Origin of the sequence: Mycobacterium sp. MAA66, assembly GCF_041261665.1 — a bacterium.
GTDB lineage: Bacteria > Actinomycetota > Actinomycetes > Mycobacteriales > Mycobacteriaceae > Mycobacterium.
The window spans coordinates 490,750-517,091 of record NZ_JBGCCC010000001.1 but is presented as its reverse complement, the minus strand read 5'-3'; the positions used below and the strand labels follow the sequence as shown (position 1 = coordinate 517,091).

Below are 26,342 nucleotides of genomic sequence, written 5' to 3'. Positions count from 1 at the left end.
TGACCTGATCATGCGGCTGCAGCGTCCACTCCGACGAGGTATTTCCCCCGCCAACTACACCGCCCACAACTGGCCGGCCACCTGGATCGGTTTCGACGGCCTGCTGGTCTACGATGCGTCGTTCGACATCATGACGGCAGGCTTCCGAGACGGGTCACATCCGCCCCCGGGCTCGCCGGTGTTGGGGCTCGCGGCTCACCGAACCGAGCAGGGCGGTCAACTCTGCTGTCGGGAGGTTCTCCAATTCGGAAACCGCCGAAACAATGTCGGCCCGCAGACCGTCGTCGGCGAATGGCGCACTCAGCCAATCGAATTTGTCGACGACCCGTTCCCACGACATCGGACGGGTCGGCGATCCTTCGAAATCGCTTTGCGCACGGACCAACTCGCGCCCGTCGCGCAACACGACGTGAATTCTGGCCGAGGTCCGTTCCGGGTAGGCCGCGGTCAGGTGCGGGTCTGACCGGACGTCCACACGTCCCAAGAGATCCTGGACGTCACTGCGGCGGACGCGCTCATTCTCCAGCTGTTCGGGTCCGACCTGACCATCCAGAAGTGCCACCGCACTGAGGTACTTCAGGTTGTAGTCGGCCTGCTCCTTGGTCCACGGGTGACTCTTGTCGCCATAGGCGCCGCCACCGGCGATGTCATAGGCACCTTGAAATACATCGACTGTCACCCGGGAGACATCGCCGCCGGTGAGACGATGTTGGTCGCGCAGAGCCAAGATCGCATCAATGATGACCTGGCCGTGGATCAACGAGCAGTATTGCTTGAGGTAGGTCTGCTCGACCACATCGAGCGAATGGTCGTCGGTACGGAAATCGATTGGCTGGTCAAGTAATTGGACCAGGCCGTGCGGACCGTCGATCAGCGCTTTCGGACCGGTGATCCCACGCCTGGCCAACAGCGTTGTGTACACGGCGCGCATCGCGGTGATGGCCGGCGAGATGCCCTTCCAATTCGAGACAGGCTCGGCATGTACGGCGGCCAACGACACATTGTCGGCGGCAGCTACCGCAATTGCGTCCGCCGTGTGCTCGGAATCCAATCCCAACAACTTCGACGCTGCCGCAGCGACGGACATTGCCAGCGGCAATGCATGGTTGAGCCCGCGGGCCATGAGAGGAACCTGAGCGCTGAAACGGCACTGCACCTCATATGCCACCGCCAGCGCCAGCAGAAAGTCCGCACCGCTGCCCTTCGCATACTCGGCCACGGCGAGGACCGCCCCCAGGTTGTCGGCGGGATGACACAACCCGCCGGGCGTCAGATAGGTGTCGAGCAGGTCGGGATACCGCACCAGCACCGAGTTGACGAAGGTGGCCTGATCCACCGACGTGCGGCCGCCACCGATCAGCGTGACGCCGCGCCCACTGCTGAATTCCTCGGCCTGCGCGAGAACCGAAGGCACGAGTTCACCGTCGAGGGCACCAACCGCGCATGCAATGCCATCGAGCACATTGCGTTTGAGCAGGTGCAAGGAGCTCGGCGAGATGTCAGACGCAGCGGCATCCACCACAAACCTCGCAAGTTCGTCGATCTGGTTGTTGTGCACATCAAATCCCTTCGTCTGCAGCTCGAATTCTTTGATTGAGGTCTGTACACGTCATCAACGCCGCGGTGACGCCGTGTACTTCACCCCGATGCGACTTTCTTGCTCCTTACTGATAGCCACCGACTCGTACTGGATTAGGCTGCCCCGGTGGAGCTTCGGCAGCTGCGTTACTTCGTCACCGTGGCCGAGGAACTCAACTTCAGCCGGGCCGCCGATCGTCTTCACATTGCGGGTCCGTCGCTGTCTCAGCAGATCAAGGTCCTCGAGCGCGACTTGAAGGTGCGCCTGTTCGACCGGGACCGCCGTACGGTCACACTGACCGCGGCTGGCGCCGCACTACTGCCCCACGTTCGCTCACTGATCGAACAGTCCGATGAATTACGCAGGCGCGCACAAGGTTTGGCCCGCGCGGAGCCGATCCGGATCGGCTACGTCAACTGGCACCCAACGGATCTGACCGAACGCTGCGCGGACGTCGCCCAATTGCACATCGACACCTGGGTCCTACCCTCCCATGCGCAGGCCGCCCGGGTCGCCGACAACAGCCTCGATTTGGCCATCTGCTGGGTTCTGCAGGACGATCTGGACCACCTCGATCTCGACGCCAGGCGCATCGGCGCCGATCGGCTGTATGCACTCTGCATCGGCACCGACCCGACACCGGTCGCAGCCAAGGACACCGTCGTGCTCGTCGATGCCGACATCGGCAGTTGGTCGTCCTGGAACCGCTACGGCGAACAGTTCGCCGCCGACACCGGCGCCACGCTCATCCGCGTCGACGACGGCGGGGTCACCGGGCCGGCATTCTTCGAACACGCACGCCGGCTACGTGTTCCGGTACTGAACAATCCGAAAGGCCAGACCGCCGCTCTTCCCGGCGATCTGACCCAGCGCGAGGTCATCCGCCCGACACCGCTGTGGACCTGGTCGCTCGTATGGCGACGCGACGACGACAACACCACGCTGCACGCGGTGATCGACAAGTTGACCAACGACGTTGCTCCCTTGAGGGCCGATCCGGAGACCTGGCTGCCCACCTCGGACCCACATCGTCCGCACTGAGCAGATCACTACTACCCCACCGCCGGGACCGACAGCCGATGACGCACAACGTATTTGAGGAGCAACGACGTGACCGTGCAGCGCACCGACATCTCGTCCGACTCGCCGTTCGAAGACCAGGTCGGCTATAGCCGCGCGGTCCGGGTCGGGCCGATGATCGCGGTCGCCGGGACCACCTGCCCCGGCGACGGCGTCGCCGCGCAGGCGCGAGGGGCGCTCCAGATCATCGGCGCCGCACTGGAGGGGGCGGGCGCGTCGCTGTCCGACGTGGTCCGCACCCGGATGTATGTCACCGATATCGGACAATGGCGCGAACTGGGCGCCGTACACGCCGAGGTGTTCGGCGACATCCGTCCCGTATCCACCATGGTCGAGGTGTCCGCGCTGATCGCTCCCGATCTGCTGGTCGAGATCGAGGTCGACGCCTACCTTCCCCACAACTGAAGCAAATCGGCCCCCTTCTCCGTAGAGATAGGGGGCCGATTTGCTTTACGAGACGGGAATCGTCAGTCGTTGCCGGCGCCGGCATGTGCCGACTGCTTGGGCTTTGCGGAGTCGGCCTTGGCCTTGGCCTCCGCCTTCTTGGCATCAGCGGCAGCCTTCTTGGCCTCGGCGTTGGCCTTCGCTTCCGCCTTCTTGGCTTCGGCCTTGGCTGCCTTTGCGTCAGCCTTCGCCTGGTCGGCCTTGCCGTCGTCAGCCTTCGCATTCGCGTCGGCCTTGACATCGTCACCCTTGGCTTCGGCAGCCTTGGGATCAGAGGCCGGAGCATCGGCGGACTTGGCAGACGACACCGACAGCTGGGCCGCAGCAGGCGCCTTCCCCGTGACCGGGGCCTTGCTTGCCGCAGCGCTGACCGGAGCCGTGAACGCAGCCGGCGACACCGCAGCACCCGAGGCAGGGCCGGCGGGGTTTGTGGTCGCCGTCGACGACGGAGTCTTGGCCGGCGGGTTCAGTCGAGCCCGCAGGTTATCGATGGCCTGGGCAACCCCACCGATGACCTGTGCGTTGATGGCCCGCACAAACTTGGCCGTCGAGAACAGCGCATCCGCGGCGCCACGGTTGATGGCGTTCAGGATCGTGCCCACGTTTCCGGTACGGAAGGCCGTCGCGACGTCCTTCACCACCGAACCGATCTGGCGGGACAGCGTGCGGACCTGGGTCAGCACCTGCTCGATCGGCCCCTTCTGCATGCCGGCGATCTCCACGCCGTTCCAGTTCACCAGTTTCCAACCGTCGGTCGGGTTGCCCTCGACCACGACGACGCCAGTGTTGCCCAGCGGATGCTGGGTGAACAGCTGGATCTTCTGCGCCGCGGTGAGGTTGGTGGCATTCATCAGCGTCCAGATCATGATGGTGCCGCCATGCGAGAACACCGCGGCGTTTCGGTCGCCGTTGTTGTAGATGGTCTGCAGCGCGCCGTTGACCCGCGCTTCGAACTGGTGGCCGTCCAGGCCGGTCGTGGGATCGGCTGCCGACGGGATGAACGCGTCGAGGTTGGGCGTGATCGGGTTGAAGCTGATGTTCGGCGGAGGCGTCACCGACATACCCGCCCACGCGAGCGGAGCCGTCAGGTAGCCGAAGATTCCCGCCCGCTCCGGAGTTCCTTCGTACTTACCGGCCTCGATCTCCTGCAGGCCCGGCAGCACCGTGATCGGCAGACGCAGATCCTGCGACATTGGAGCACCGGTCAGCTGCGTCCGAACCATCTGCGAGGCGTAGATGCCGTCGTAGTTGTTGTTACTGAGCTTGTCTGCGATGGCCTTCGCCTGTTGCTGACCGCTGGAGGTCAGTACCGGACCTGGAGTTTGCGTGTCGATGTTGCCCGACGTGTTGCCGTATGACTCACCGTGCCGAATGAACGTGATCGTCATGTTCTCGGCGGCCCATGCCGGCAACGCCGACATGACCAGAAAGGCACTGGCTGTCAGTGCGACACCGAGCCCCTTCCATCTCTTAGCGCTGCGCCGTTGTCCGGCGGCGCCATCAGCGTGTGTGTGGTTAATGATGTCCTCACCGTGTCGGGGATATTTACGCGCGAGATCGTGTCAACCCGACGGTGGTGATTCAGGCCACATTCCCGGTCAGTGGACAGGTTTCTTACAGCTCTTGTTCATGTTTCGTTAATCAATCCGATTCGCACGAAAAAGTGGTCGGCAGCGTGGCAAACCTTCCGTCCGGACCCGGCGGGTAGGGCACGACGCGTTTCACCGCGGTGGTCGGCAGTGGGCCATACAGGTGTGGAAAGCACATCGATGCGGGGTCCGTCGGAACACCGGGCTCCCAGCGAATCGGCGAGCCCAACAATGCGGCATTGCATACCAGCAGCACGAGATCGGCCCGGCTGCTGTACAACCGGTTTGCTGGCAGGTGGACCTGCTCGGGAGTCGACAGGTGCACGAACCCGACCTCGTCCAACGAGGGTGGGCGAAGGTAGCCGTCGACTTGGGCGCGCTGCCAGTCGGTTTCACTGCACAGGTGGACGAGGACTTTGGGCGACGAGATCATCCGGCCAGCGTGCCGCGCAGGCAACTCAGGCGATACGTGAGACACGACACACCGGTGAACACCCGGGGAACAAGGCCGAAAGCTAAATCGTCTGAGACAGTAGAGACGTGTAACTGGCAAAGCGCCCTAGGCGGCGACGAGCAGAAGGAGGAGCCATGAATGCAACTCTGACCAGCCCCACCCTGACCCGGGCTGACCGCTGCGATCGTTGCGGCGCTGCCGCGCGTGTCCGGGCGAAGTTGCCGTCCGGTGCCGAGCTCCTGTTCTGCCAGCACCACGCCAACGAGCACGAGGCCAAGCTCGTCGAGCTGGCCGCTGTGCTGGAGGTCAACACCGAAACTGTGTGACCCGCCGGGCGTCAATGTGGCGCGGACGGCCGGGTATCGGTAATGCTGAACTGGCCATGAGTGACCAGTCCCAGCCGATTCGGCCGTCTCGCCACCACATCTGGCGTGTGTTCCGACGGACACTGGCGAAAAGCTGGGACGACTCGATCTTCTCCGAAGCAGCGCAGACCGCATTCTGGTCTGCGCTGTCGTTGCCCCCGCTGCTGCTGGGCATGCTCGGCAGCTTGGCGTACGTGGCACCGCTGTTCGGGCCGGAGACGCTGCCTTCCATCCAGGAGCGGCTGATCGGGACGGCGAGCAGCTTCTTTTCGCCGAACGTCGTCAACGAAATCATTCAGCCGACCATTCGGGATATCGCGGTCGGCGCTCGCGGCGAGGTGGTGTCCCTTGGGTTCGTCATCTCGCTGTGGGCTGGTTCGTCCGCGATTTCCTCGCTGGTGGATTCGATCGTCGAAGCACACGACCAGACCCCGCTGCGGCATCCGGTGCGGCAGCGCTTCTATGCGCTGGGGCTCTACTTGTTGATGCTGCTGTTCGTGACGCTGACTGCGCCGCTGTTTGCCGTCGGCACCATCAGAATTGCTGAACACATTCCGGAAAGCTGGTCCAGCGCACTGGAATACGGTTACTACCCGGTACTGATGACGGCCATCGCGATCGCAGTGCTGGTGCTGTACCGGGTGTCGCTGCCCAAGCCGTTGCCGACTCACCGGCTGCTGTTCGGCGCAGCGATGGCCACGGTGGTGTTCATGGTGGCGACAGTCGGACTGCGCGTCTACCTGAACTGGATCACCGCGACCGGTTACACCTACGGCGCGCTGGCCACGCCGATCGCGTTCCTACTGTTCGCGTTCATGATGGGTTTCGCCGTCATGCTCGGCGCCGAACTGAACGCGGCCATCGAAGAGGAGTGGCCTGCGCCAGACACCCACGCCCGACGCCTGCGCGAATGGATCGAGGAAAAAACCGAGACGCTCAGCAGTGAACCTACTTCTTGAGCTGCTCGTAGATCCGCTTGCAGTCAGGGCACACCGGCGAGCCCGGCTTCGGTGATTTGGTCACCGGGAAAACCTCGCCACACAGCGCGACGACGTGCGTGCCCATCACGGCACTCTCGGCGATCTTTTCCTTCTTCACGTAGTGAAAATGCTTGGGTCGGTCGTCGTCCGTACCGTCGTCGACCTGTTCATCGGAATCGGTGCGTTCGAGGGTGTCGGTCTGCATGACATTCATTGTGCGCCATGCTCCGGTAGATGTTCGGCTCGGCCGAGGTGGCCTGCGCCGCACCCGGTCAGATGTGGGACAGTAGAGGGATGAAACACGGCCCTGAGCTGAGTTTCGACGACGAAGGTCGGCCGGTGCTCATCACTCGCGCTGCACCCGCTTACGAGGAGCAGCACCGCGCCCGCGTACGCAAATATCTGACCATCATGTCGTTCCGGGTACCCGCACTGCTGCTGGCCGCCTTCGCGTACGGCATCTGGCACAACGGCCTGATCTCACTCGCGATCCTGGTGGCGTCCATTCCGTTGCCGTGGATCGCCGTCCTGATCGCCAACGACCGACCACCGCGCAAGCTCGAAGAGCCGCGCCGATACGAGTCCGTTGGGCGCACCCCCCTGTTTCCCACTGCCGAACGGCCGGCCCTCGACGTCCGCAAGGAAACCCAACCGGGCGACGGCCCGGTGATCGATGCCGACCCGTCCTGACTTCCGGCCCGGACTGCCCGCTGCTCCCGCGTGCCTACCTGAGCGACTTCTTTCTCCTTTCTAAGGACATTCTCAGGTCGAAGCATCAAAACCGCAGGTCAAACGGCATGAACGCGGGGAACTTCGGGAACTTTCACTCCTGTCATTGCGTTGAAGCAGTTGTAAGTTCAGCCGAGCAGGAGGCCGCAATGGCAAACGCCACAAGCCGTATCGATTCCGATCTGGACGCCCAGAGCCCAGCCGCAGATTTAGTGCGGGTGTACCTCAACGGCATCGGTAAGACCGCGTTGCTGAACGCCGAGGACGAAGTCGAGCTGGCCAAGCGAATCGAAGCCGGCCTGTACGCCGCCCACCTCTTGGAGACCAAGAAGCGTCTCGGCGACGCGCGCAAGCGTGATCTGGCCGCGGTGGTGCGCGACGGCGAGGCCGCCCGGCGCCATCTGCTCGAAGCCAACCTGCGTCTGGTGGTGTCGCTGGCCAAGCGCTACACCGGCCGCGGCATGCCGCTGCTGGATCTCATCCAGGAGGGCAACCTCGGTCTGATCCGCGCGATGGAGAAGTTCGACTACGCCAAGGGCTTCAAGTTCTCGACCTATGCCACCTGGTGGATCCGCCAGGCCATCACCCGCGGCATGGCCGACCAGAGCCGGACCATCCGGCTGCCCGTCCACCTGGTTGAGCAGGTGAACAAGCTGGCCCGGATCAAGCGCGAGATGCACCAGAACCTGGGACGCGAAGCCACCGACGAGGAACTGGCCGAGGAATCGGGTATCCCCGTCGAGAAGATCAACGACCTGCTGGAGCACAGCCGCGATCCGGTGAGCTTGGACATGCCGGTCGGCACCGACGAAGAGGCACCCCTCGGTGACTTCATCGAGGACTCGGAGGCGCTGTCGGCAGAGAACGCGGTGATCTCTGAGCTGCTGCACACCGACATCCGGCACGTGTTGGCGACGCTCGACGAGCGCGAGCAGCAGGTGATCCGGCTGCGCTTCGGCCTGGATGACGGCCAGCCCCGCACCCTGGACCAGATCGGCAAGCTGTTCGGTCTGTCCCGCGAGCGGGTCCGCCAGATCGAGCGTGAGGTGATGGCCAAGCTCCGCAACGGCGAGCGCGCCGAGCGGCTGCGCGCCTACGCGAGCTGACCAGCCGGCCGGTCCACGCGGGCCGAGCCGAAAACAACTGACCAACCCCTAACGCGATGCCCGTCGGATCCCCACCGGCGGGCATCGCTATGTCCCCGGTCGACGCTGCACCGCATGTGGCCGGGCATGGTCGGATCAATCACACCGTCGCGGCGATGTTGCAACCCAGTTCAGGCGGTCACACCGGTAAGCTGAACATCGGCAGAGGCCCGGAAGGTTTGGCATGAACGATCTGATCGATACGACCGAGATGTACTTGCGGACGATCTACGACCTCGAGGAAGAGGGCGTAGTGCCGTTGCGTGCGCGTATCGCCGAACGGCTCGAGCAGAGCGGACCGACGGTGAGTCAGACCGTGTCGCGGATGGAACGCGACGGCCTGCTGCATGTGGCCGGTGACCGCCACTTGGAATTGACCGAGAAGGGCCGTTCGCTGGCGGTGTCTGTGATGCGCAAGCACCGACTGGCCGAGCGACTGCTTGTCGATGTCATCGGCCTGCCGTGGGAGGAAGTGCACGCAGAAGCCTGCCGCTGGGAGCACGTGATGAGCGAGGACGTCGAGCGCCGACTGGTTCAGGTGCTCGACAACCCCACCACGTCCCCCTTCGGCAACCCCATCCCGGGTCTGTCCGAACTGGGCATCGTGCCGTCGGGCAACGATGACGTCAGCCTTATCCGCCTGACCGAGCTGCCGTCGGGATTCCCGGTCGCGGTCCGGGTCCGTCAGCTCACTGAGCACGTGCAGGGTGACATCGAACTCATCGCCCGGTTCAAGGATGCCGGCGTGGTGCCCAATGCCCGGGTCACCGTCCAGGTGACCGAGCACGGCAGCGTGATGATCGTGATCCCCGGCCACGAGCAGGTTGAGTTGCCACACCACATGGCCCACGCCGTCAAGGTCGAAAAGGTCTAGCGCCCTTAACCTTTCACACCCCGCGTCGGCTTCGGTCAGGCTGACCGACCGAAGAGTTGCCGTGGCGGCAGTTGCACGCCCATACGCTCGGCCAGCCGATAACCGGTGAGCGCGAGCTCACGAATACGGTCGGGCCGTAGACCCGATCGCAGGGCCGTGTCCAGCATGCCGGCCATTCGGTGGGTGTCGTCGATTGCCAGGGCTTCATCCAGTGCGACCCCGGCCAGCGGACCGTCGCCGCGCGCATAGGCGCTGAATGCCAACAACACCAACGCCTCGATGCGCCACGGTGCCGGCAGGGTGCGCGCCAGCGCTGCCCACAACTCCTCGGCGTCGGCGGCCCGGACACCGACGGCGAGGGCATAGAGGGTGTCGCGGACCCGCGGATCGACGACGGCTCGCGCCAGTGCCGCCAGTTCCGCGTCGGGCGCCGCCGCGCCTGCACTCGCCCGCCCCGTCGCAGCCATCACCCGTTCCACATCGGCGCGCACCTCGGCATCGCTACGCGGTCGATGATCCGTTGTCGCACAGAGCTTTCCGATCTCCCGGCGGATCACCTCCGTCCGCGGCCCATCGACGTTGGCGATCAGCTCGAGCAAGTCGCCACGCTTGGCATAGAGCCGTCGGCCATCGAGCACCGCGGCCATCGCCAAGGGAGACGCCGACGGATCATCGACGAGTCCGCTGTTGCCACACCCGTCGACACATTGCCAGCGGCCACCGGCTTCGACCCGGTCGACCACATGCACGGCCAGCAATTCAATTCCGCTGTCCTGCAAGATCTTTTCCAAGGCAGCGGCGCGGGCCCGGTGATCATCGGAACACAACCGGCAGTCCAGGCCGTCTGCGTCGACGATGACCGCGACGGCAGCGTCTGCATCGCCGGACGCCGCCACCTCCGCCAGCTGCGCGAGACCGGCGCGCACCTCATCGGCAAGATCGGCGCGGATGACCGCGCCCATTTCACCGGCGGCCAGCGTGATCAACACCAGCGAGTCCTCTGGCACGAAGCCCAGCACCGCAGGGATCGCAGCAATCAACGCGCCGGGACGGTCGAGGTGGAAGTCAAATGCTTCGGATTTCGTCATGACATAGAACCTGGCAGTGGGGTCCGTCGAGAATCCGGCGCCGGGAACCGTGCCGGTCGGCGCTGTGAATCAACTGGCAACTGTGGATAACCCACGACATTCACGATGTTCGTACAAAGTTCGCCGGTGATCGACATGCACGATCTACCGCGCCGTGCCAACCTGACAGACATGGTTTCCACGCAGGAATACGACCTTGTCGTCATCGGCTCGGGGCCCGGTGGCCAGAAGGCGGCCATCGGCGCGGCCAAACTCGGCAAGACCGTCGCGGTCGTCGAACGCGGCCGGATGCTCGGCGGCGTCTGCGTCAACACCGGCACCATTCCGTCGAAGACCCTGCGCGAGGCGGTCGTCTACCTGACCGGGATGAGCCAGCGTGAGCTGTACGGCGCCAGTTACCGGGTCAAGGACAAGATCACCCCGGCCGATCTGCTCGCCCGCACCCAGCACGTGATCGGCAAGGAAATCGAAGTGGTGCGCTCACAGTTGTTGCGCAACCAGGTCGACCTGTTCGTCGGGCACGCGCGTTTCCTCGATCCACACACCGTGCTGGTCGAAGATCCCAACCGGGCCGAGCGGGTCACCGTCTCGGGCCACAACATCGTGATCGCCACCGGCACCGTGCCGGCGCGACCGGCAGGGGTGATGTTCGACGAGGACCGGGTGCTGGATTCCGACGGCATCCTGGACCTCAAGTCCATCCCGAGCTCGATGGTGGTGGTTGGTGCCGGGGTGATCGGAATCGAGTACGCGTCCATGTTCGCCGCGCTGGGCACCAAGGTCACGGTGGTCGAGAAACGTGAGTCGATGCTGGAGTTCTGCGACCCGGAAATCATCGAAGCGTTGCGCTTCCATCTGCGCGACCTGGCCGTCACCTTCCGGTTCGGCGAGGAGGTGACCGCTGTCGAGGTGGGACCGTCGGGCACCGTGACCACCTTGGCCAGCGGCAAGCAGATCCCGGCCCAGACAGTGATGTATTCCGCTGGGCGCCAAGGACAAACCGACAAACTCGATCTGGAGTCGGCCGGGTTGGAAGCCGACAACCGCGGGCGGATCTTCGTCGACGATAACTACCAGACCAAGGTCGACCACATCTACGCGGTCGGCGACGTCATCGGTTTCCCGGCTCTGGCCGCCACTTCGATGGATCAGGGCAGGCTCGCGGCGTATCACGCCTTCGGTGAGCCGTGCCAGGGCATGCCCGAGCTGCAGCCGATCGGCATCTACTCCATCCCCGAGGTGTCGTATGTCGGCGTGACCGAGGTCGAACTGACCAAGAACTCGGTGCCGTATGAGGTCGGGGTGTCCCGCTACCGCGAGCTCGCCCGCGGCCAGATCGCCGGCGACTCGTACGGCATGCTCAAACTGCTGGTGTCCACAGAGGACCTCAAGCTGCTGGGCGTCCACATCTTCGGCACCAATGCCACCGAGATGGTCCACATCGGCCAGGCGGTGATGGGCTGCGGCGGCACCGTCGAGTATCTGGTGGACGCGGTGTTCAACTACCCGACGTTCTCCGAGGCGTACAAGGTTGCCGCGCTGGACGTGATGAACAAATTACGGGCGCTCAACCAGTTCAGGGGTTAGCAGCGGAGCAGCCGTCATCCGGTGCGCCGTTGGCGCGGTCCCCGGGGCCGCCTTCCTGCGCGCGCTGGTACAGCAGCCGCGTCTGCAGATCGAACGGCGATGAATACGAGACGTCGCTGTAGTCACACCCACCGCCCTGCAGTCCACCGATGACGCCGCGCACCGTGGCGCCGGAAACCCAAGGCGCACCGCTGGTTCCGTCGACCAGACCACGGCACAGCAGGGCAGGGAAGCCGCGATCGGGATGAACCGTCGTCCCGCTGCATCCGATGGGTACTCCCCCGTCGCCCGTCGGGTAGCCGGTCACCGTGACATCCACATCGGGACCGGGCGCCGAGCCCAGCACGAAGCCTCCCCCGGCGCGTTGTTCCAGGGTGCCGTCGCTGGTCGGATCGAGGTGGCTTACCCGGGCGATCGCGATGTCGACCGCCGGATCCTGCCGCCGGACCCACCGCGGATCCAGGTATACCGCGTCGACGCGCCAGAAGTCCGCCGGCCCGGAGCTGCCGGCGAAGCCGGGCACGAATAGCAACTCGGCCGACGAATCCATGCAGTGTGCCGCGGTGATGATCAGATTGCCGGCGAGTGAGTCGAGCACCGCGCCGGTGCACGAGTGCACCGTGTTGCCGCCGAGAAAGACGGCACCGATGCGCGGATCGGTCTTGACCGGTTTGGCCACCAGTGGTCCGGATGTCACCACGGCCGGCGTCACTGTGGCCCGCGGCTGCGCCTTGAGGGCCGGCATCCCACATGACGTGAGCAGCGATGCAACCGCCGCGATCACGACCAACCGAGTGCCAACCATCTGTCAGATCTTGCCCGATCGCGGTGAATCCGGCGCACTCGGCGGACCGGCGAGTCCGTCCGCCGTTGCAGTTCGGGATCATTCCCAGGGCCGATACCAGCGACGGGACCGTGGTGCGCGACACTTGTCACTAACGGGCCGCCCGCCTGTGCGGGCCGGGCCAAGGCATGGAGGTGACGTGAGCGACAGCGGCGAAAGTCGAGAGCAGCAATACCGGCCCGAACAGACCGGTATGTACGAGCTGGAGTTCCCGGCGCCCCAGCTGTCGGCTGCCGACGGCCGGGGTCCGGTCATGGTGCACGCCCTGGAAGGCTTCTCCGACGCCGGCCATGCAATCCGGTTGGCCGCCGAACACCTCAAGAACACACTGGACACCGAACTGGTGGCATCGTTTGCGATCGATGACTTGTTGGACTACCGCTCACGCCGTCCGCTGATGACGTTCAACACCGACCACTTCACCAAGTACGACGACCCCGAGCTGAACCTCTACGCGTTGCACGACAACGTCGGCACACCGTTTCTGCTGCTCGCCGGGCTGGAGCCCGATCTGCGGTGGGAACGGTTCATCACCGCTGTGCGGCTGCTGGCCGAACGACTCGACGTGCGTCAGGTCATCGGCTTGGGCAGCATCCCGATGGCCGTCCCGCACACCCGGCCCATCACCATGACCGCGCACGCCACCAACACCGAGCTGATCGCCGACCACCAGCCGTGGGTCGGCGAGGTTCAGGTGCCCGCCAGCGTGTCCAATCTGCTCGAGTATCGGATGAGCCAGCACGGACACGAGGCGCTCGGATTCACCGTGCACGTGCCGCATTACCTCGCCCAGACGGCGTACCCGCAGGCGGCCGAAGCACTACTGGCCGAACTGGGTCGGGTCGCGTCCCTGGACATCCCGCTGCAGGCACTGGATACGGCCGGCGCCGAGGTCTATACGAAGATCAGCGAGCAGGTCGAATCCAGCGCCGAAGTCGCTCAAGTGGTGAGTGCCTTGGAGCGACAGTACGATGCGTTCGTCGCTGCTCAGGAGAACAGATCATTGCTGGCACGTGACGAGGAACTGCCCAGCGGCGACGAACTCGGCGCCCAATTCGAGAAGTTCCTCGCTCAACAGACCGGCGATGACCTGCCCGGCAACGACAACGGCGAGAGCGGCAATCCACCGTTCTAGCTGACCCCGTAGCGGTGAGGAGCTGGCACCATGACCGAACACAAGCCCCACCTGCGAACCGTGCGTGAAGTGACGCCGACGCTCGAGTACCGCACCATCCACGGCTACCGGCGTGCTTTCCGGGTCGCCGGGTCTGGACCGGCCGTTCTGTTGATCCACGGGATCGGCGACAACTCCACGACGTGGAGCACCGTGCAGACCAAGCTGGCGCAACGGTTCACGGTGATCGCGCCGGATCTGTTGGGCCACGGTAAGTCTGACAAGCCGCGCGCCGACTATTCGGTGGCGGCCTACGCCAACGGCATTCGTGACCTGCTCAGCGTGCTCGACGTGGAGCGCGTGACGGTCGTCGGTCACTCGCTCGGCGGCGGGGTGGCCATGCAATTCGCTTACCAATTCCCGCAATTGGTCGAGCGGCTGATCCTGGTGGGCGCCGGCGGAGTTACCAAGGACGTCAACATCGCGCTGCGTATCGCTTCACTGCCACTGGGCACCGAGGCCTTGGCACTACTACGAATCCCATTGGTACTGCCCGCGTTACAGACAGTAGGCCGAATCGGCGGCACCATCTTCGGATCGACCGGCATGGGCCGGGATCTGCCCGATATGTTGCGCATCCTGACCGATCTACCCGAACCCACGGCGTCCTCAGCTTTCGCCCGGACGCTGCGCGCCGTGGTGGATTGGCGCGGTCAGGTGGTGACCATGCTGGACCGATGTTATTTGACCGAGTCCATTCCCGTTCAATTAGTCTGGGGCTCAAAGGATTCCGTCATCCCGGTCACTCATGCCCACTTGGCGCAGTCCGCAATGCCCGGATCGCAGCTCGAAATATTTGATAGCTCCGGCCATTTCCCGTTCCATGACGACCCCGAGCGGTTCGTCGAGGTGGTCGAGAAATTCATCGACTCGACAGAGCCCGCTGTCTACGATCGCGACGTATTGCGAGAATTGCTACGCAACGGGATCAACCAAAGCACCATCACCGGAACGGTCGACACCAGGACTGCCGTACTCGACGCGATGGACGCCGACGAGCGTAGCGCCACCTAATCCCTATCAGCCCGGTGCAGAAACCTGGCGATGGGCGCGCAGTGCCTCGATTTCGCGTTCGAAGTCGTCAGCGGACGAAAACGACCGATACACCGAAGCAAACCTCAGGTACGCGACTTCGTCCAAATCACGCAGCGGGCCCAGAATTGCCAGGCCGACCTCATTGCTGGGCACCTCGGGAGAGCCGGTGGCACGCACCGCGTCTTCGACTTGCTGCGCCAGCAGATTCAGCGCGTCGTCATCGACTTGCCGGCCCTGACAGGCCCGCCGCACGCCCTTGATGACCTTGTCCCGGCTGAACGGCTCAGTAACACCACTGCGTTTGACCACGGCCAGCACGGCCGACTCCACAGTGGTGAAGCGTCGTCCGCATTCGGGGCACGAACGTCGCCGACGGATCGACTGCCCCTCGTCTGTCTCGCGGGAATCAACCACGCGCGAGTTCGGGTGGCGGCAGAACGGACAGTGCATCACCGCTCCTTCGCCGCACCGACAGTCGAACACCTCGAACGGCATCGAGCGTACCCGCGCTGCCCCAGCACGGCTCGGTGCCGTGCCGATCGTCGCGTGCTGTCGAGCAATCACGGATGCCGCGCCTAGCCGACGGGGGCGATCAGCGTCTGGCCCGCATCGAGGGCCACCGACGGTAGCTTGTTCAGCTCACGGATGCGGTCGACGACAGCACCCACCGGGGCATCCGGCGCCACCCGATGCGCCACCTGCTGGATGGACTCCCCCGACATGACCCGAACCACGGCAAGCTGGCCCGGCACCTGCGAGGGCGGCTCGATCGAGGTACCGAGTTGAGCGACAACTCCCAGCCACACCGTGATGCCCGCCGCGATCAGCGCCAACACCACGGTCGTGTAGGGCGTTAACGGCCGGCGCCGGTGCGACGCACGCGACATCAACACTCCGGAACCACGGTGCGGAAAAGCGGCACCGGCCGGCCGGCCGGCCAACGGTCGCTGACGTGTCTGATGGGGACGCCGGACCGCGGGCCGCGGCCGGACGGTGCGGACCACGAGGTCGGTCGGGTACTCGCGGGTGATGATCGCCATGATGCGTCCTTTCGATCGATTGATTCGCTCTTATGTTCGATACTATCGCCCATTTGTTCGATTGATAGAACATGTGATCGAACTGTTGCGAACGATACTGGGACCCACCGACAAAAAATTGGCACACAGTTTCGAACAACCGAGCCCAACACGCCTCGAACACATGTTTGATCATTTGTTGGACGGCGACTACATTCATGGCCATGAGCGACAGCACCGACACCCCAGACGGCCTCGATCGCACGCCCGGCAACCGGCAGAGCGCGGGATCGGGGCTCACCGAACGCCAACGCACCATCCTCGACGTCATCCGCTCCTCGGTGACCACCCGCGGGTACCCGCCGAGCATTCGGGAGATCGGTGACGCTGTCGGCCTCACGTCGACTTCGTCGGTCGCCCATCAGCTGCGCACACTGGAGAAGAAGGGCTATCTGCGCCGCGATCCGAATCGGCCACGCGCGGTGGATGTCCGTGGCTCCGAAGACCATGCGGCGCCCCAGGTCACCACCGACGTGGCCGGCTCCGACGCCCTGCCCGAGCCCACGTTCGTGCCGGTACTGGGACGGATCGCCGCCGGCGGCCCCATCCTGGCCGAGCAGGCCGTGGAGGATGTCTTTCCGCTACCGCGCGAGCTGGTCGGTGAGGGCTCACTGTTCCTGCTCAAGGTCGTCGGCGAATCGATGGTCGACGCAGCCATCTGCGATGGCGACTGGGTCGTGGTACGCCAGCAGAATGTGGCGGACAACGGTGACATCGTCGCGGCGATGATCGACGGCGAGGCGACCGTGAAGACCTTCAAGCGGACGCGCGGTCAGGTCTGGTTGATGCCGCACAATCCGGCGTTCGACCCGATTCCCGGCAATGACGCTGCCGTACTCGGCAAGGTCGTCACCGTCATTCGCAAGATCTGATCGACCCGCGCCGGAATCGGCGGTTCGTCAGCCCCTGACGAACCCGTTGGTGACCGCGAAATCCTCACTGGCGAACCAGATTTCAACCGGCGCCGAGTCGTAGCCGGGCGTGCCGGGAATCCAGTATTGCCCTGACTTCGTGTCGGCCTTGATGGTGTAGCCCGCCGGAGCGAAGGTGCCGTCACCGACCGCCACCCGGAAGGACATCTGCGCGGTCACCGGCTCATCGTCCTGGACCGCGTGGTGCCGACCACTGGGCGGCCCGGCCGCCGGCTCGGCTTCAGGCGATGATTCCGCCTCGTCGGGGCCGGCCTCCGCAGTCGACACATCGGCCTGCATCGACTCAGCCGACGGCACCGCATCGGCGGCTGCCTGCTCCTCATGCGGCTCTGCGTCGACAGGCTCGGCGGCATGGCCACCGGTGAGATGACCGAACAGACCCGCACGCGCAGCGGCGACGCCTGCAGCACCAAGACCGACGGCAGCTCCGCCGACGACGACGCCCGGTACCGCACCGTGATCCGGAGCCGGTGACTGAGCCTGCAGCTGGGTCGTCACCGCGGCTTCGGGTTCGTGGCTCTCACTGTCGTGCTCGGCGTTGCCGTGCTCGGCCTCCGGGGCGCCGTCGGCATCGTCCTGATCAGCGACCTGGTCGAATTCGCCGTCATCGACAGCCTCGTCGGACTCCTCGGCCGGCGCGCGCCGGCCGAACAGGCCAGATCGCGCCGCGCCGCCGCCCGCAGCACCGAGGCCGAGCCCGGCCCATCCGGTGCCGTGCTGCGCCTCGGGCTCCGGACCGGTGCCGTGATCGTGATCGTCATCGAACTTCGCGACCTCGTTCGGCGCGGTGTCGACAGCGTCGGGATCCTCCTGGAAATGGTCCGGGCCGCCGTCGTAGTGCCCTTCCGGGTCGTGCTCGTCGCCGAAGTCGCCGCCATGGTCACCGTAGTGCTCGTCGCCGTAGTGCTCGTCGCCGTAACCGTCCGCGTACTCATGATGGTCATCGTGGTCGGCGAAATCGTGGTCGGCGAAATCGTCGTGCGGACCGAAATCTTCCTGTTCGCGGGCCCGCTCGACATGCCGCCGACGCCGCAGTGCCGCGGCGATCACGATGGCGCCAACTGCCAGCACCAACGGGATGATCGCCAGCAACCACCACCAGTGGAACTGGTACCACTGGTGGTGGTCCGAGGCACCCGCGGCGTTCTTGGCCAGATCCTGTCCCGGGACCTGCAAGCCCGCGAGCTGGCCGGTCAAATCGGACGGATCGACGGTGAATGCGTGACTGGAGTCGTTCCATGAGATGGAACCACCGGTGAACTTCTGCGACACCACGTCGCCGTTCACGGTCTGATCACCGGTCGGCGCCCCCAGCTTGCCGCTGGCTCCGCCGAGTTTGGCCCACGCCGCGTTCATCGCGCCCCGCACGATGAACGCGCCATGATCGGGCGTCCAGAAGATGACCGGCTGATCGGCCGCCGCGAACGTGACGATCCGGCTCTCCGGCGCCAGGCCGCCGTCGGCTTCGCTACCGGTGGGGAAACCCAGATCGCCCTGCGGTCCCCCTGCGCCGCGGTACTTGTCCAGCACCTGCCCGGTCACCGCGCCGGCACCGGTGTCGGGCGAGTAGAAGATCGTTCCGCCGGCGTAGTTCTGTCCGAGGCCCTTGTCACCGACTTTGTACTGGGCACCCTCCTCGACCCCCAGCGGACCCAACGGTCCACCGGCGGCCCGTCGGGCTGCCGCAATCGCCGTCGACGCATCGCCCGGGACGTTGACACCGGTGAGCTGACCCGCCAGTTCGGCGGGTGTGGTGGTGAAGGTCTTGGACTTGGCGTCCCAGCTGATCTCACCGCCGGTGAACGGCTGCGAGACGACACTGCCCTTCCAGGTCTCGTCTGCGGTCGGCACCCCGAGCACTCCGGCTGATCCGCCGAGCTTGTCCCAGGCCGCGTTGATGGCGCCGCGAACAACCCACGCCCCGTTGTCCGGGGTCCAGAAGATGACCGGATCGTCCGCGGCGCTGAACGTACTGTCGCGACTGCCGTCGGCCTTGCCCGCGCCTTCATCGGCGGTCGGGAAGCCCAGGTCACTGTCCGCAGGTCCGCCGAGCGACTGGTACTTGTCCAGCAACGCGCCCTGCACATAGTGCGCGCCGGTGCGCTGGGTGTAGTAGACCTTGCCGTTCGCGAAGTTCTGTCCGTACCCGTCGCCAACCTGATAAACGTCGCCGTCCTTGTCGCCGAGCGCACCGCCGGCTCCCCCGTCGGCAGTCCAGGCGGCAGTGATCGCCGCGTCGGCGGCGTCGCTGTCCGGAGTCGCACCGACCGCCGGCGCCATGAGCAGTGCAACCGTCACTGCCAGCAGACCGGCGCTGCTGCGCCCGATCGTCCTGACAGCACGGGTTCGCAGCCCGGTCATCGAATTCCTCCCGCAGTCGGCAAAATCGCGCACTACAACTTCCCGTGACGCATGCTTCACCGTCAACTTTGCTTGAGCTAACGTCCATCTTGCGGGATATCGGCCGTGTGTCGCAGGGTCAAACGTCGACGGCGCAGGCATTTCCCGCGCGCTAGACGCCCAATCCGCGTCCGATGATCTCCTTCATGATCTCGGTGGTACCGCCGTAGATGGTCTGAATCCGGGAATCCAGGAACGCCCGGGCCACGGGATATTCGCGCATGTAGCCGTAGCCGCCGTGTAGCTGCAGGCAGCGGTCGACGAGCCGAACCTGAGCCTCGGTGCAGTACCACTTGGCCATCGCCGCCTGGTCCACGGTCAGTTTTCGATCAAGGTGCAGCCGAATGAACTCATCGACCATGATGCGAACGGCCGTCGCCTCTGTCGCCAGCTCGGCCAGCACGAAGCGGCTGTTCTGGAAGCTGCCGATGGGCTTGCCGAAGGCTTTGCGTTCCTTGGTGTACTGCAGCGTGGATTCCAGTACCGCCTCCATGGCGGCGGCGGCCATCACCGCGATGGAGATCCGTTCCTGGGGCAGATTCTGCATGAGGTAGATGAAGCCCATGCCCTCTTGGCCGAGGAGGTTCTCGGCGGGGACCTTGACGTCGGTGAACGACAGCTCGGCGGTGTCCTGCGCGTCCAGACCGATCTTGTCGAGGTGGCGGCCGCGCTCAAACCCTTCCATGCCGCGCTCGACGACCAGCAGGCTGAATCCCTGCGCCCCCTTGTCGGGGTCGGTCTGAGCGACGACGATCACCAAGTCGGCGTGAATACCGTTGGTGATGAACGTCTTTGAGCCGTTGAGGATGTAGTGATCGCCCTCTTTGAGCGCCTTGGTCTTGATGCCCTGCAGGTCGCTGCCGGTGCCCGGCTCGGTCATGGCGATGGCTGCGATGATCTCGCCACTGCAGAATCCGGGCAGCCAGCGCTGCTTCTGCTCCTCGTTGGCCAGCTCCAACAGGTAGGGAGCGATGACGTCGTTCTGCAGGGCGAAACCCAGACCGCTGTGCCGGCCCGCCGCGGTCTCTTCAGTGACGACCACGTTGTACCGGAAGTCCGGGTTGCCACCACCGCCGTACTCTTCGGGCACCGCCATGCCCAGGAAGCCCTGCTTGCCGGCCTCACGCCAGACCTCACGGTCGACGATCTTGGCGTCCTCCCATTCCTCCCGGTAGGGCTCGGCGTGCCGGGCCAGGAACGTGCGGAACGAGTCGCGGAACATGTCGTGCTCCGCCTCGAACAGGGTGCGGTCGTACTTGATGACGCCCATGGCGATACCTCCGGTACTGGATACGTTTGCGACAACGTATACCAACCGGATGGTTGGTGGAACAGTGGCCCCGCGGGTATGTAGGTCAGGGACGCGCGGACGACTGCTGCGGGCGACGGCGCCGACGCTGCTGCGCTCCGCCGGTACCGGTCCTGGCCGGCTGAGATCCGTTGGACCCCTGCCCGCCCTTCGCCGGCCGGTTGCCCCGGCGCGGTGCCTGGGTGGCCTTGGACGTGGGCGCCGGGGCAGCCTTGGGCGCAGGTGCCTGGTACGGCGCGACCTCACCGACCAGTGCGTGAACAGGCGCCGAGTCAGCGCCGACCTCTTGCGGGCGTACGGTGATGCCGGCCTTACGGAGGAGCTGCTGGGCGTCCTTGCGCTGCTCGGGCAGTACGACGGTGACGACATCTCCGGCACTGCCGGCCCGGGCGGTACGCCCCGAACGGTGCAGGTACGCCTTGTGCTCGGCCGGCGGATCGACATGCACCACCAGCTCGACCTCGTCGACGTGAACGCCGCGCGCAGCGATGTCGGTAGCCACCAGAACCCGCGCCTCCCCCGCGCTGAACGCAGCAAGGTTGCGGTCACGCGCCGGCTGGGACAGGTTTCCGTGCAGGTCCACCGACGGCACCCCGGCCTCGGTGAGCTGACGGGCCAGCTTGCGGGCCTGGTGCTTGGTACGCATGAACAGGATTCGCCGGCCACTGCCCGATGCCAGTCGGTGTACCAACTTGCTCTTCTCGGCAGCGCCGGAGACATGGAACACGTGGTGGGTCATCGCCGGCGGCGGTGCGTCGATCTCGTCGACCGAGTGGGTGACCGGATCGGAAAGGAAGCGGCGAACCAGCTTGTCGACGCCGTTGTCCAGCGTCGCGGAGAACAGCATGCGCTGCCCACCGGCCGGGGTGGCCGCCAGGATGCGGGTGACGCCGGGCAGGAAGCCCAGGTCGGCCATGTGATCGGCCTCATCGAGCACGGTCACCTGGACCGCGTCCAGGTTGACCAGCTTCTGCTTCATCAGGTCTTCGAGACGTCCCGGGCACGCGATGACGATGTCCACACCCGCCCGCAACGCGTCGACCTGCCGATTCTGCGAGACGCCGCCGAAGATGGTGGTCACGTTCAGCCCCGCGGCGTGGGCCAGCGGCTCGACCGTCGCAGCGATCTGGGTGGCCAACTCGCGAGTCGGCGCCAACACCAGGCCGGTGGGCCGCGACGGCCGACGCGACGCATCCATCAGCCGCGAAACCAGCGGGATGGCGAAGGCGAGCGTCTTACCGCTGCCGGTGCGGCCACGGCCCAGGACGTCACGACCGGCCAGGGTGTCGGGCAGGGTGCTGGTCTGGATCGGGAAGGGTGCGGCGATGCCGCGAGCGGCCAGGGCCGTTACCAGGGGTGGGGCGACACCAAGGTCGCCAAAGGACACGTCGGAGCTCATGAACAGTTCAGCCTTTCGGGGGGTGTCGATACCGCCCAGGCGGGCAGCATCGGTCGCCGCGAGAAGTGCTGGTTCAGGAGAACTGACGGACCACAGCCGTTCCACGACGTACTCGGCCCCGGTCTCATGACGGGACGACGCCGAATCTGTTGACACACTACTGCCAAGCGGGCCGACAACCTAAGTCGACCGTCTTCGCAGCCGACACAGACCGGTCCAAACCCACTGCGCCACAATCAGTTCCCGGCAATTGTGACACTGCGCACGACGGCCGAATCAGCCGTTCGCGAAGTCCCCCAGGCCGGCAGCCAACGCTTTGGGCACCCAGCCGGTGATCCGGGTCCCGTCATCAGTGTGTTCGGTGGCCTCGATCCGGCCCTCTGCATGCACCCGGGCCACCAGATCGCCGCGGTGGTAGGGAATGGTCACATCGACCGCGGCATCGGTCGGTTCCACCAGCTCGCACAGGGCGGCCCGCAGCTGGGCCAGTCCGTCGCCGGTGTGCGCGGAGACGAACACCGCGTCAGGCAGTGCCCGGCGCAACCGAGCCAGCGCCAACCCCTCGGCGATGTCAATCTTGTTGACCACCAACAATTCTCGCGGTGCGGCGACGTCGTACTCGGCGACCACCTCGCCGACCACCTTGCGCACGGCGTTGATCTGGGCCAGCGGGTCGGCATCGGATCCGTCGACCACGTGCACCAGCAGGTCGGCGTCGACCACCTCTTCCAGTGTGGACCGGAACGCCTCGACCAGCTGGGTGGGCAGGTGCCGGACGAAGCCGACGGTGTCGGTCAGGGTGAAGGGGCGACCGTCGTCCAATTGCCCGCGGCGGGTGGTGGGCTCCAGGGTGGCGAACAGCGCGTCCTGCACCAGCACACCGGCCCCGGTGAGCGCGTTGAGCAGGCTGGACTTGCCGGCGTTGGTGTAGCCGACGATCGCGACCGACGGGGTGTCGCTGGTCCGGCGACTGTGTCGCTGGGTGTCGCGGATCTTCTTCATGTCCTTGATCTCGCGACGCAGCTTGGCCATCCGCTCGCGAATGCGCCGCCGGTCGGTCTCGATCTTGGTCTCGCCGGGACCGCGGGTGCCGACGCCGCCGCCCGCGCCGCCGGCCCGGCCACCGGCCTGCCGGGACATCGATTCACCCCAGCCGCGCAGCCGCGGGAGCATGTATTCCATCTGGGCCAGCGATACCTGCGCCTTGCCCTCGCGGCTGGTGGCGTGTTGGGCGAAGATGTCGAGGATCAGCGCGGTGCGGTCGATCACCTTGACCTTCACCACTTTTTCCAGCGAGTTCAGCTGCGCCGGGCTCAGCTCGCCGTCGCAGATGACGGTGTCGGCGCCGGTGGCGAGGACGATTTCGCGCAGCTCCTGAGCCTTGCCCGACCCGATGTAGGTCGACGCATCGGGCTTGTCGCGGCGCTGGATCAGGCCTTCGAGCACTTCGGAGCCCGCGGTCTCGGCCAGTGCCGCCAACTCGGCCAGGCTGTTGTCGGCGTCGGCCGCGGTGCCGTCGGTCCAGACGCCGACCAGGACCACACGTTCCAGCCGTAGCTGGCGGTATTCGACTTCGGTGATGTCTTCCAGTTCGGTCGACAGACCGACGACTCGGCGCAGCGCCGCGCGATCTTCGAGCGCCAGTTCACCGGTACTGGGCGTGGCGTGCAATGGTGTCTCGGGATACGTCATGAGTAGTTATCGATGGTGCCCGGTTTCGCCGGACTACGCACCTGAATTATCCCTCCACCATTGTTCTGCCAATTCCCCCTCGGCCAACAGCACCGACGGGCCACGCAGAAAACTGGTCGACTCGGTGATGGTCACGCTGACCTCGCCGCCCGGGATGACCACCCGCATGCTGCCGGTATCGGCACCGGTGTGCCGCAGTGCAGCCAGGGTGGCCGCGACGGTTCCCGTTCCACAAGAACGGGTTTCGCCGACGCCGCGTTCGTGCACTCGCATGGCGACGGCCCCGTGCAGCGGCGCGGTCAGCACCTCGACATTGACCCCTTCGGGAAACTGCTGAGCATCGAACTGCACCGGCGCCCCGACATCGAGGGCTTCCAGCCCGGTCATGTTCAGCGCCTCGTCGACACAGGCCAGGTGCGGGTTGCCGACGTCGACAGCCAGCCCCTCGAAGGTCCGGCCCGCCACCACAGCCGTGCCGGTGCCGTAGGCCTGGACCTTGCCCATCTCCACGGTGACCTCGGCATTGACCGCGTCGACGGAATGCAGCACCACCGGCCTCGGTCCGGCCAGCGAACCGACCACGAATTCCGAACGACTCTCCAGCCCCGAGGCGCGCAGGTAGTGCGCGAACACCCGGACGCCGTTGCCGCACATCTGGGCGACGGAACCGTCGGCGTTGCGGTAGTCCATGTACCAGTCGTCGGCGGCCACCCCGTCGGGCAACTGCTCGAAGACACCGGCCCGCCTCGCTGCTCCCGCGGTGGTGACCCGCAGCAGGCCATCGGCGCCCAATCCGCGCCGGCGGTCGCACAACGCCGCGATGATCGACGGGGTCAGCGCCAATTCGGCATCGACGTCAGGCAACACCACGAAGTCGTTCTGGGTGCCATGTCCCTTGCTAAATCGCACGCAGTCAGGATACGTGCCGCCACCGTCGGGCCACGTCGGCCGCATTCTCGTCGGCATCGCCGGCCAGCCAGGTGATCCGGTGATCGCGCCGGAACCAGGAGCGTTGCCGACGCACATAGCGCCGGGTGCCGACGAAGGTGCGCTCGGCGGCCTCGGCGATGGCCGCCTCGTCCCCGCCGGCGTCGAGGGCTTCGAGCACCTGGGCGTATCCCAGTGCGCGGGCGGCCGTCACCCCGTCCGAAAGCCCCTTGGCCTGCAGCGCGATCACTTCGTCCACCAGACCCGAGGTGAACATCACCTCGGTGCGCCGCTGCAACCGGTCGTCGAGAATCGGTGTGTCCCAATCCAATCCGACGATCAGGGTGTCCCAGCGCGGCGCACCTATCCGTGGCGCCGAAGCGGCGAACGGCCGGCCGGTGAGCTCGACGACCTCCAGCGCACGCACGATCCGGCGGCCGTCGGTGTTCAGGATCGACGCCGCGGCGTCGGGGTCGACGCGAGCCAGCTCGCCGTGCAGGACGGTGACGCCGACCTGCGCCAACCGGTCCTCCCAGCGAGCGCGAACCGCCGGATCGGTCGCCGGAAAGGACCATTCGTCCAGTAGCGATTGGATGTACAGCATCGAACCGCCCACGATCACCGGCACCACGTCGCGCGCCGCGATGGCCTCGACGTCGGCCGCGGCGGCCTGCTGATAGTTGGCCACCGTCGCGGTCTCGGCAACCTCCAGCACGTCGAGCTGATGGTGTGGGATGCCGCGGCGTTCGGCAACGGTGAGTTTGGCGGTGCCGATGTCCATACCGCGGTAGAGCTGCATGGCGTCGGCATTGACGATCTCGCCGCCGAGTTGTTCGGCCAGGTCCAGCGCCAACGCTGACTTGCCGGTGCCGGTGGGCCCGACGACGGCTATCGGCCTCATGTGACGGTCCAGGTGCCGACGAAGTACCCGACGCCGTACGGCGCGCCGCGGTACAACTGGGTGGCCTGCGGGTCCGGGCCGGCCAGCCCGGCCAGCACCTGGTAGGCCACCCGTCCCAGCACACCGGTCAGGCCCCCGAGCGCCGCGACGTCGCCGGCAGCCAGCGCGTCGTCCCAATGCTGTTGCAGGGCAATTGAATCCGGGTCGAATCCGCCCGGGGCGGCCGGGGTGAGGGTGGGTGCGCCGTCGGCGACCACGAGCACCCCGGCGCCGTCCAGCTCGCCGCGGAGATCTCGTCCGTGGGCCAGGGCCGCGTCGGGCGGCAGATCGTCGGCGAACACCCGCACCTCGGCGGTGGCGTCCGGGTTTGCCTGTCCTCGCAGCCAACCGGCGATCAACGCGCACAGCGGCAGGTCCCGGACCGGCCCAGTGGCGTCCGGCCGCAGGGTGACCGATAAGTCGGTGCCGTAGCCGGCGAACGTGCCGACCGCATCGGCGGCTACCCGGCCGGCCTGTGCGCCGACCCCGATCGCGAGCCAGTTCGGCGGCAATGTGGCGACCGCGGTACGCACCGCGGCGGACAGCTCGGACAGCTCGGCCACGGTGCCGCGGCCCAGTTCAGGCACCATGACGGGCGTCGACGGGACGATGGCGACATGAATCGGTCCGGCGTCGAGCACCCGTTCACGCTAAACGAGTCGTGCCAAGCCGTGCGCATGCAGCACACCGACCTGCT

The 26,342-nt window shown here is 65.8% G+C and carries 25 protein-coding genes and 1 pseudogene; 11 read left to right on the top strand and 15 right to left on the bottom strand.

Annotated features, from left to right (window positions below):
* Nucleotides 1-154: 154 nt before the first annotated feature.
* Nucleotides 155-1,558 (bottom strand): MmgE/PrpD family protein, encoded by a 1,404-nt coding sequence (locus ABIA30_RS02535; RefSeq protein ID WP_370061774.1) that lies wholly within the window; start codon nucleotides 1,556-1,558, stop codon nucleotides 155-157.
* 147 nt (nucleotides 1,559-1,705) lie between these two features.
* On the opposite strand from ABIA30_RS02535, the gene ABIA30_RS02530 reads away from it, so the two are divergent.
* A complete protein-coding gene (locus ABIA30_RS02530; RefSeq protein ID WP_370061772.1) occupies nucleotides 1,706-2,620 on the top strand; it encodes a LysR family transcriptional regulator in 915 nt (304 codons plus the stop codon).
* A gap of 75 nt (nucleotides 2,621-2,695) precedes the next feature.
* A complete protein-coding gene (locus ABIA30_RS02525; protein ID WP_370063258.1) occupies nucleotides 2,696-3,064 on the top strand; it encodes a RidA family protein in 369 nt (122 codons plus the stop codon).
* A gap of 62 nt (nucleotides 3,065-3,126) precedes the next feature.
* Here ABIA30_RS02525 and ABIA30_RS02520 read toward each other — a convergent pair whose 3' ends face one another.
* Nucleotides 3,127-4,524 carry a histidine phosphatase family protein gene (locus ABIA30_RS02520; protein WP_370061770.1) on the bottom strand — a complete coding sequence of 466 codons (1,398 nt, stop codon included), beginning with the start codon at nucleotides 4,522-4,524 and terminating at the stop codon, nucleotides 3,127-3,129.
* Between the two features lie 220 nt (nucleotides 4,525-4,744).
* Nucleotides 4,745-5,125, bottom strand: a complete 381-nt coding sequence (locus ABIA30_RS02515; protein WP_370061768.1) for a DUF952 domain-containing protein — start codon at nucleotides 5,123-5,125, stop codon at nucleotides 4,745-4,747.
* Between the two features lie 155 nt (nucleotides 5,126-5,280).
* Here ABIA30_RS02515 and ABIA30_RS02510 point away from each other — a divergent pair, with 155 nt between their 5' ends.
* The gene (locus ABIA30_RS02510; protein WP_370061766.1) at nucleotides 5,281-5,472 is read left to right on the top strand and encodes a hypothetical protein; all 192 of its coding nucleotides are present in this window, start codon (nucleotides 5,281-5,283) and stop codon (nucleotides 5,470-5,472) included.
* A gap of 56 nt (nucleotides 5,473-5,528) precedes the next feature.
* Nucleotides 5,529-6,470 (top strand): YihY/virulence factor BrkB family protein, encoded by a 942-nt coding sequence (locus ABIA30_RS02505; RefSeq protein ID WP_370061764.1) that lies wholly within the window; start codon nucleotides 5,529-5,531, stop codon nucleotides 6,468-6,470.
* On the opposite strand, the gene ABIA30_RS02500 is transcribed toward ABIA30_RS02505, so the two are convergent.
* Complete coding sequence (locus ABIA30_RS02500) at nucleotides 6,460-6,696, bottom strand: DUF3039 domain-containing protein (protein ID WP_370061762.1); 237 nt, start codon at nucleotides 6,694-6,696, stop codon at nucleotides 6,460-6,462. The genes ABIA30_RS02505 and ABIA30_RS02500 overlap by 11 nt on opposite strands.
* 71 nt (nucleotides 6,697-6,767) lie before the next feature.
* Between ABIA30_RS02500 and ABIA30_RS02495 the strand changes: the two genes are divergently transcribed.
* The 3 genes and pseudogenes from ABIA30_RS02495 to ABIA30_RS02485 all read left to right on the top strand — a co-directional run bounded on the left by ABIA30_RS02495 (nucleotide 6,768) and on the right by ABIA30_RS02485 (nucleotide 9,239).
* Nucleotides 6,768-7,181 (top strand): DUF3099 domain-containing protein, encoded by a 414-nt coding sequence (locus ABIA30_RS02495; protein WP_370063256.1) that lies wholly within the window; start codon nucleotides 6,768-6,770, stop codon nucleotides 7,179-7,181.
* 173 nt (nucleotides 7,182-7,354) lie between these two features.
* A pseudogene (locus ABIA30_RS02490) lies at nucleotides 7,355-8,326 on the top strand (sigma-70 family RNA polymerase sigma factor); the annotation flags it as partial.
* A 223-nt stretch (nucleotides 8,327-8,549) separates the two neighbouring features.
* Nucleotides 8,550-9,239 (top strand): iron dependent repressor, metal binding and dimerization domain protein, encoded by a 690-nt coding sequence (locus ABIA30_RS02485; RefSeq protein WP_370061760.1) that lies wholly within the window; start codon nucleotides 8,550-8,552, stop codon nucleotides 9,237-9,239.
* 35 nt (nucleotides 9,240-9,274) lie between these two features.
* Here the strand turns inward: ABIA30_RS02485 and ABIA30_RS02480 are convergent, their stop codons facing one another.
* Nucleotides 9,275-10,327, bottom strand: a complete 1,053-nt coding sequence (locus ABIA30_RS02480) for a DUF4192 domain-containing protein (protein ID WP_370061758.1) — start codon at nucleotides 10,325-10,327, stop codon at nucleotides 9,275-9,277.
* A gap of 171 nt (nucleotides 10,328-10,498) precedes the next feature.
* On the opposite strand from ABIA30_RS02480, the gene sthA reads away from it, so the two are divergent.
* Nucleotides 10,499-11,914 carry a Si-specific NAD(P)(+) transhydrogenase gene (sthA, locus tag ABIA30_RS02475; RefSeq protein ID WP_370063254.1) on the top strand — a complete coding sequence of 472 codons (1,416 nt, stop codon included), beginning with the start codon at nucleotides 10,499-10,501 and terminating at the stop codon, nucleotides 11,912-11,914.
* On the opposite strand, the gene ABIA30_RS02470 is transcribed toward sthA, so the two are convergent.
* Nucleotides 11,904-12,719, bottom strand: coding sequence for a serine protease (locus ABIA30_RS02470; RefSeq protein WP_370061756.1), 816 nt, complete (start codon nucleotides 12,717-12,719; stop codon nucleotides 11,904-11,906). The genes sthA and ABIA30_RS02470 overlap by 11 nt on opposite strands.
* Nucleotides 12,720-12,951: 232 nt before the next feature.
* Here ABIA30_RS02470 and ABIA30_RS02465 point away from each other — a divergent pair, with 232 nt between their 5' ends.
* A complete protein-coding gene (locus ABIA30_RS02465; protein ID WP_370063252.1) occupies nucleotides 12,952-13,893 on the top strand; it encodes a proteasome assembly chaperone family protein in 942 nt (313 codons plus the stop codon).
* Nucleotides 13,894-13,923: 30 nt separating this feature from the next.
* Entirely contained in the window at nucleotides 13,924-14,946 is a 1,023-nt protein-coding gene (locus tag ABIA30_RS02460; RefSeq protein WP_370061754.1) for an alpha/beta fold hydrolase, read from the top strand.
* Nucleotides 14,947-14,952: 6 nt separating this feature from the next.
* On the opposite strand, the gene nrdR is transcribed toward ABIA30_RS02460, so the two are convergent.
* Complete coding sequence (gene nrdR, locus ABIA30_RS02455; protein ID WP_370061752.1) at nucleotides 14,953-15,417, bottom strand: transcriptional regulator NrdR; 465 nt, start codon at nucleotides 15,415-15,417, stop codon at nucleotides 14,953-14,955.
* A 125-nt stretch (nucleotides 15,418-15,542) separates the two neighbouring features.
* The gene (locus ABIA30_RS02450) at nucleotides 15,543-16,007 is read right to left on the bottom strand and encodes a peptigoglycan-binding protein LysM (protein WP_370061750.1); all 465 of its coding nucleotides are present in this window, start codon (nucleotides 16,005-16,007) and stop codon (nucleotides 15,543-15,545) included.
* 203 nt (nucleotides 16,008-16,210) lie between these two features.
* Here ABIA30_RS02450 and lexA point away from each other — a divergent pair, with 203 nt between their 5' ends.
* Nucleotides 16,211-16,918, top strand: coding sequence for a transcriptional repressor LexA (gene lexA, locus ABIA30_RS02445; RefSeq protein WP_370061748.1), 708 nt, complete (start codon nucleotides 16,211-16,213; stop codon nucleotides 16,916-16,918).
* A gap of 27 nt (nucleotides 16,919-16,945) precedes the next feature.
* Here lexA and ABIA30_RS02440 read toward each other — a convergent pair whose 3' ends face one another.
* From ABIA30_RS02440 to ABIA30_RS02410, 7 genes are all read right to left on the bottom strand, one after another.
* Nucleotides 16,946-19,339, bottom strand: coding sequence for an LGFP repeat-containing protein (locus ABIA30_RS02440; protein ID WP_370061746.1), 2,394 nt, complete (start codon nucleotides 19,337-19,339; stop codon nucleotides 16,946-16,948).
* A gap of 151 nt (nucleotides 19,340-19,490) precedes the next feature.
* The gene (locus tag ABIA30_RS02435) at nucleotides 19,491-20,648 is read right to left on the bottom strand and encodes an acyl-CoA dehydrogenase family protein (protein ID WP_370061744.1); all 1,158 of its coding nucleotides are present in this window, start codon (nucleotides 20,646-20,648) and stop codon (nucleotides 19,491-19,493) included.
* A gap of 85 nt (nucleotides 20,649-20,733) precedes the next feature.
* Nucleotides 20,734-22,086, bottom strand: coding sequence for a DEAD/DEAH box helicase (locus tag ABIA30_RS02430; protein ID WP_370063250.1), 1,353 nt, complete (start codon nucleotides 22,084-22,086; stop codon nucleotides 20,734-20,736).
* Nucleotides 22,087-22,362: 276 nt separating this feature from the next.
* Complete coding sequence (gene hflX / locus ABIA30_RS02425) at nucleotides 22,363-23,778, bottom strand: GTPase HflX (protein WP_370061742.1); 1,416 nt, start codon at nucleotides 23,776-23,778, stop codon at nucleotides 22,363-22,365.
* A gap of 33 nt (nucleotides 23,779-23,811) precedes the next feature.
* Nucleotides 23,812-24,687, bottom strand: coding sequence for a diaminopimelate epimerase (gene dapF, locus ABIA30_RS02420; RefSeq protein WP_370061740.1), 876 nt, complete (start codon nucleotides 24,685-24,687; stop codon nucleotides 23,812-23,814).
* 4 nt (nucleotides 24,688-24,691) lie between these two features.
* Nucleotides 24,692-25,606 carry a tRNA (adenosine(37)-N6)-dimethylallyltransferase MiaA gene (gene miaA, locus ABIA30_RS02415; protein ID WP_370061738.1) on the bottom strand — a complete coding sequence of 305 codons (915 nt, stop codon included), beginning with the start codon at nucleotides 25,604-25,606 and terminating at the stop codon, nucleotides 24,692-24,694.
* Nucleotides 25,603-26,235, bottom strand: a complete 633-nt coding sequence (locus ABIA30_RS02410) for a hypothetical protein (protein WP_370063248.1) — start codon at nucleotides 26,233-26,235, stop codon at nucleotides 25,603-25,605. Before ABIA30_RS02410 ends, miaA begins: the two co-directional genes overlap by 4 nt.
* Nucleotides 26,236-26,342 lie beyond the last annotated feature (107 nt).

Excerpts from the sequence above, each read along its gene's own strand:
- ABIA30_RS02450 (WP_370061750.1), bottom strand. The coding sequence starts at position 16,007 with ATGGCGATCATCACCCGCGAGTACCCGACCGACCTCGTGGTCCGCACC.
- ABIA30_RS02500 (WP_370061762.1), bottom strand. The coding sequence starts at position 6,696 with ATGCAGACCGACACCCTCGAACGCACCGATTCCGATGAACAGGTCGAC.
- lexA (WP_370061748.1), top strand. The coding sequence starts at position 16,211 with ATGAGCGACAGCACCGACACCCCAGACGGCCTCGATCGCACGCCCGGC.
- ABIA30_RS02485 (WP_370061760.1), top strand. The coding sequence starts at position 8,550 with ATGAACGATCTGATCGATACGACCGAGATGTACTTGCGGACGATCTAC.
- ABIA30_RS02465 (WP_370063252.1), top strand. The coding sequence starts at position 12,952 with ATGTACGAGCTGGAGTTCCCGGCGCCCCAGCTGTCGGCTGCCGACGGC.
- ABIA30_RS02470 (WP_370061756.1), bottom strand. The coding sequence starts at position 12,719 with ATGGTTGGCACTCGGTTGGTCGTGATCGCGGCGGTTGCATCGCTGCTC.
- ABIA30_RS02495 (WP_370063256.1), top strand. The coding sequence starts at position 6,768 with ATGTGGGACAGTAGAGGGATGAAACACGGCCCTGAGCTGAGTTTCGAC.
- ABIA30_RS02435 (WP_370061744.1), bottom strand. The coding sequence starts at position 20,648 with ATGGGCGTCATCAAGTACGACCGCACCCTGTTCGAGGCGGAGCACGAC.
- ABIA30_RS02430 (WP_370063250.1), bottom strand. The coding sequence starts at position 22,086 with ATGAGCTCCGACGTGTCCTTTGGCGACCTTGGTGTCGCCCCACCCCTG.
- ABIA30_RS02410 (WP_370063248.1), bottom strand. The coding sequence starts at position 26,235 with ATGGTGCCTGAACTGGGCCGCGGCACCGTGGCCGAGCTGTCCGAGCTG.
- ABIA30_RS02480 (WP_370061758.1), bottom strand. The coding sequence starts at position 10,327 with ATGACGAAATCCGAAGCATTTGACTTCCACCTCGACCGTCCCGGCGCG.
- hflX (WP_370061742.1), bottom strand. The coding sequence starts at position 23,778 with ATGACGTATCCCGAGACACCATTGCACGCCACGCCCAGTACCGGTGAA.
- nrdR (WP_370061752.1), bottom strand. The coding sequence starts at position 15,417 with ATGCACTGTCCGTTCTGCCGCCACCCGAACTCGCGCGTGGTTGATTCC.
- ABIA30_RS02440 (WP_370061746.1), bottom strand. The coding sequence starts at position 19,339 with ATGACCGGGCTGCGAACCCGTGCTGTCAGGACGATCGGGCGCAGCAGC.
- ABIA30_RS02510 (WP_370061766.1), top strand. The coding sequence starts at position 5,281 with ATGAATGCAACTCTGACCAGCCCCACCCTGACCCGGGCTGACCGCTGC.
- ABIA30_RS02515 (WP_370061768.1), bottom strand. The coding sequence starts at position 5,125 with ATGATCTCGTCGCCCAAAGTCCTCGTCCACCTGTGCAGTGAAACCGAC.
- miaA (WP_370061738.1), bottom strand. The coding sequence starts at position 25,606 with ATGAGGCCGATAGCCGTCGTCGGGCCCACCGGCACCGGCAAGTCAGCG.
- ABIA30_RS02520 (WP_370061770.1), bottom strand. The coding sequence starts at position 4,524 with ATGTCGGCGTTGCCGGCATGGGCCGCCGAGAACATGACGATCACGTTC.
- sthA (WP_370063254.1), top strand. The coding sequence starts at position 10,499 with ATGGTTTCCACGCAGGAATACGACCTTGTCGTCATCGGCTCGGGGCCC.
- ABIA30_RS02505 (WP_370061764.1), top strand. The coding sequence starts at position 5,529 with ATGAGTGACCAGTCCCAGCCGATTCGGCCGTCTCGCCACCACATCTGG.
- ABIA30_RS02460 (WP_370061754.1), top strand. The coding sequence starts at position 13,924 with ATGACCGAACACAAGCCCCACCTGCGAACCGTGCGTGAAGTGACGCCG.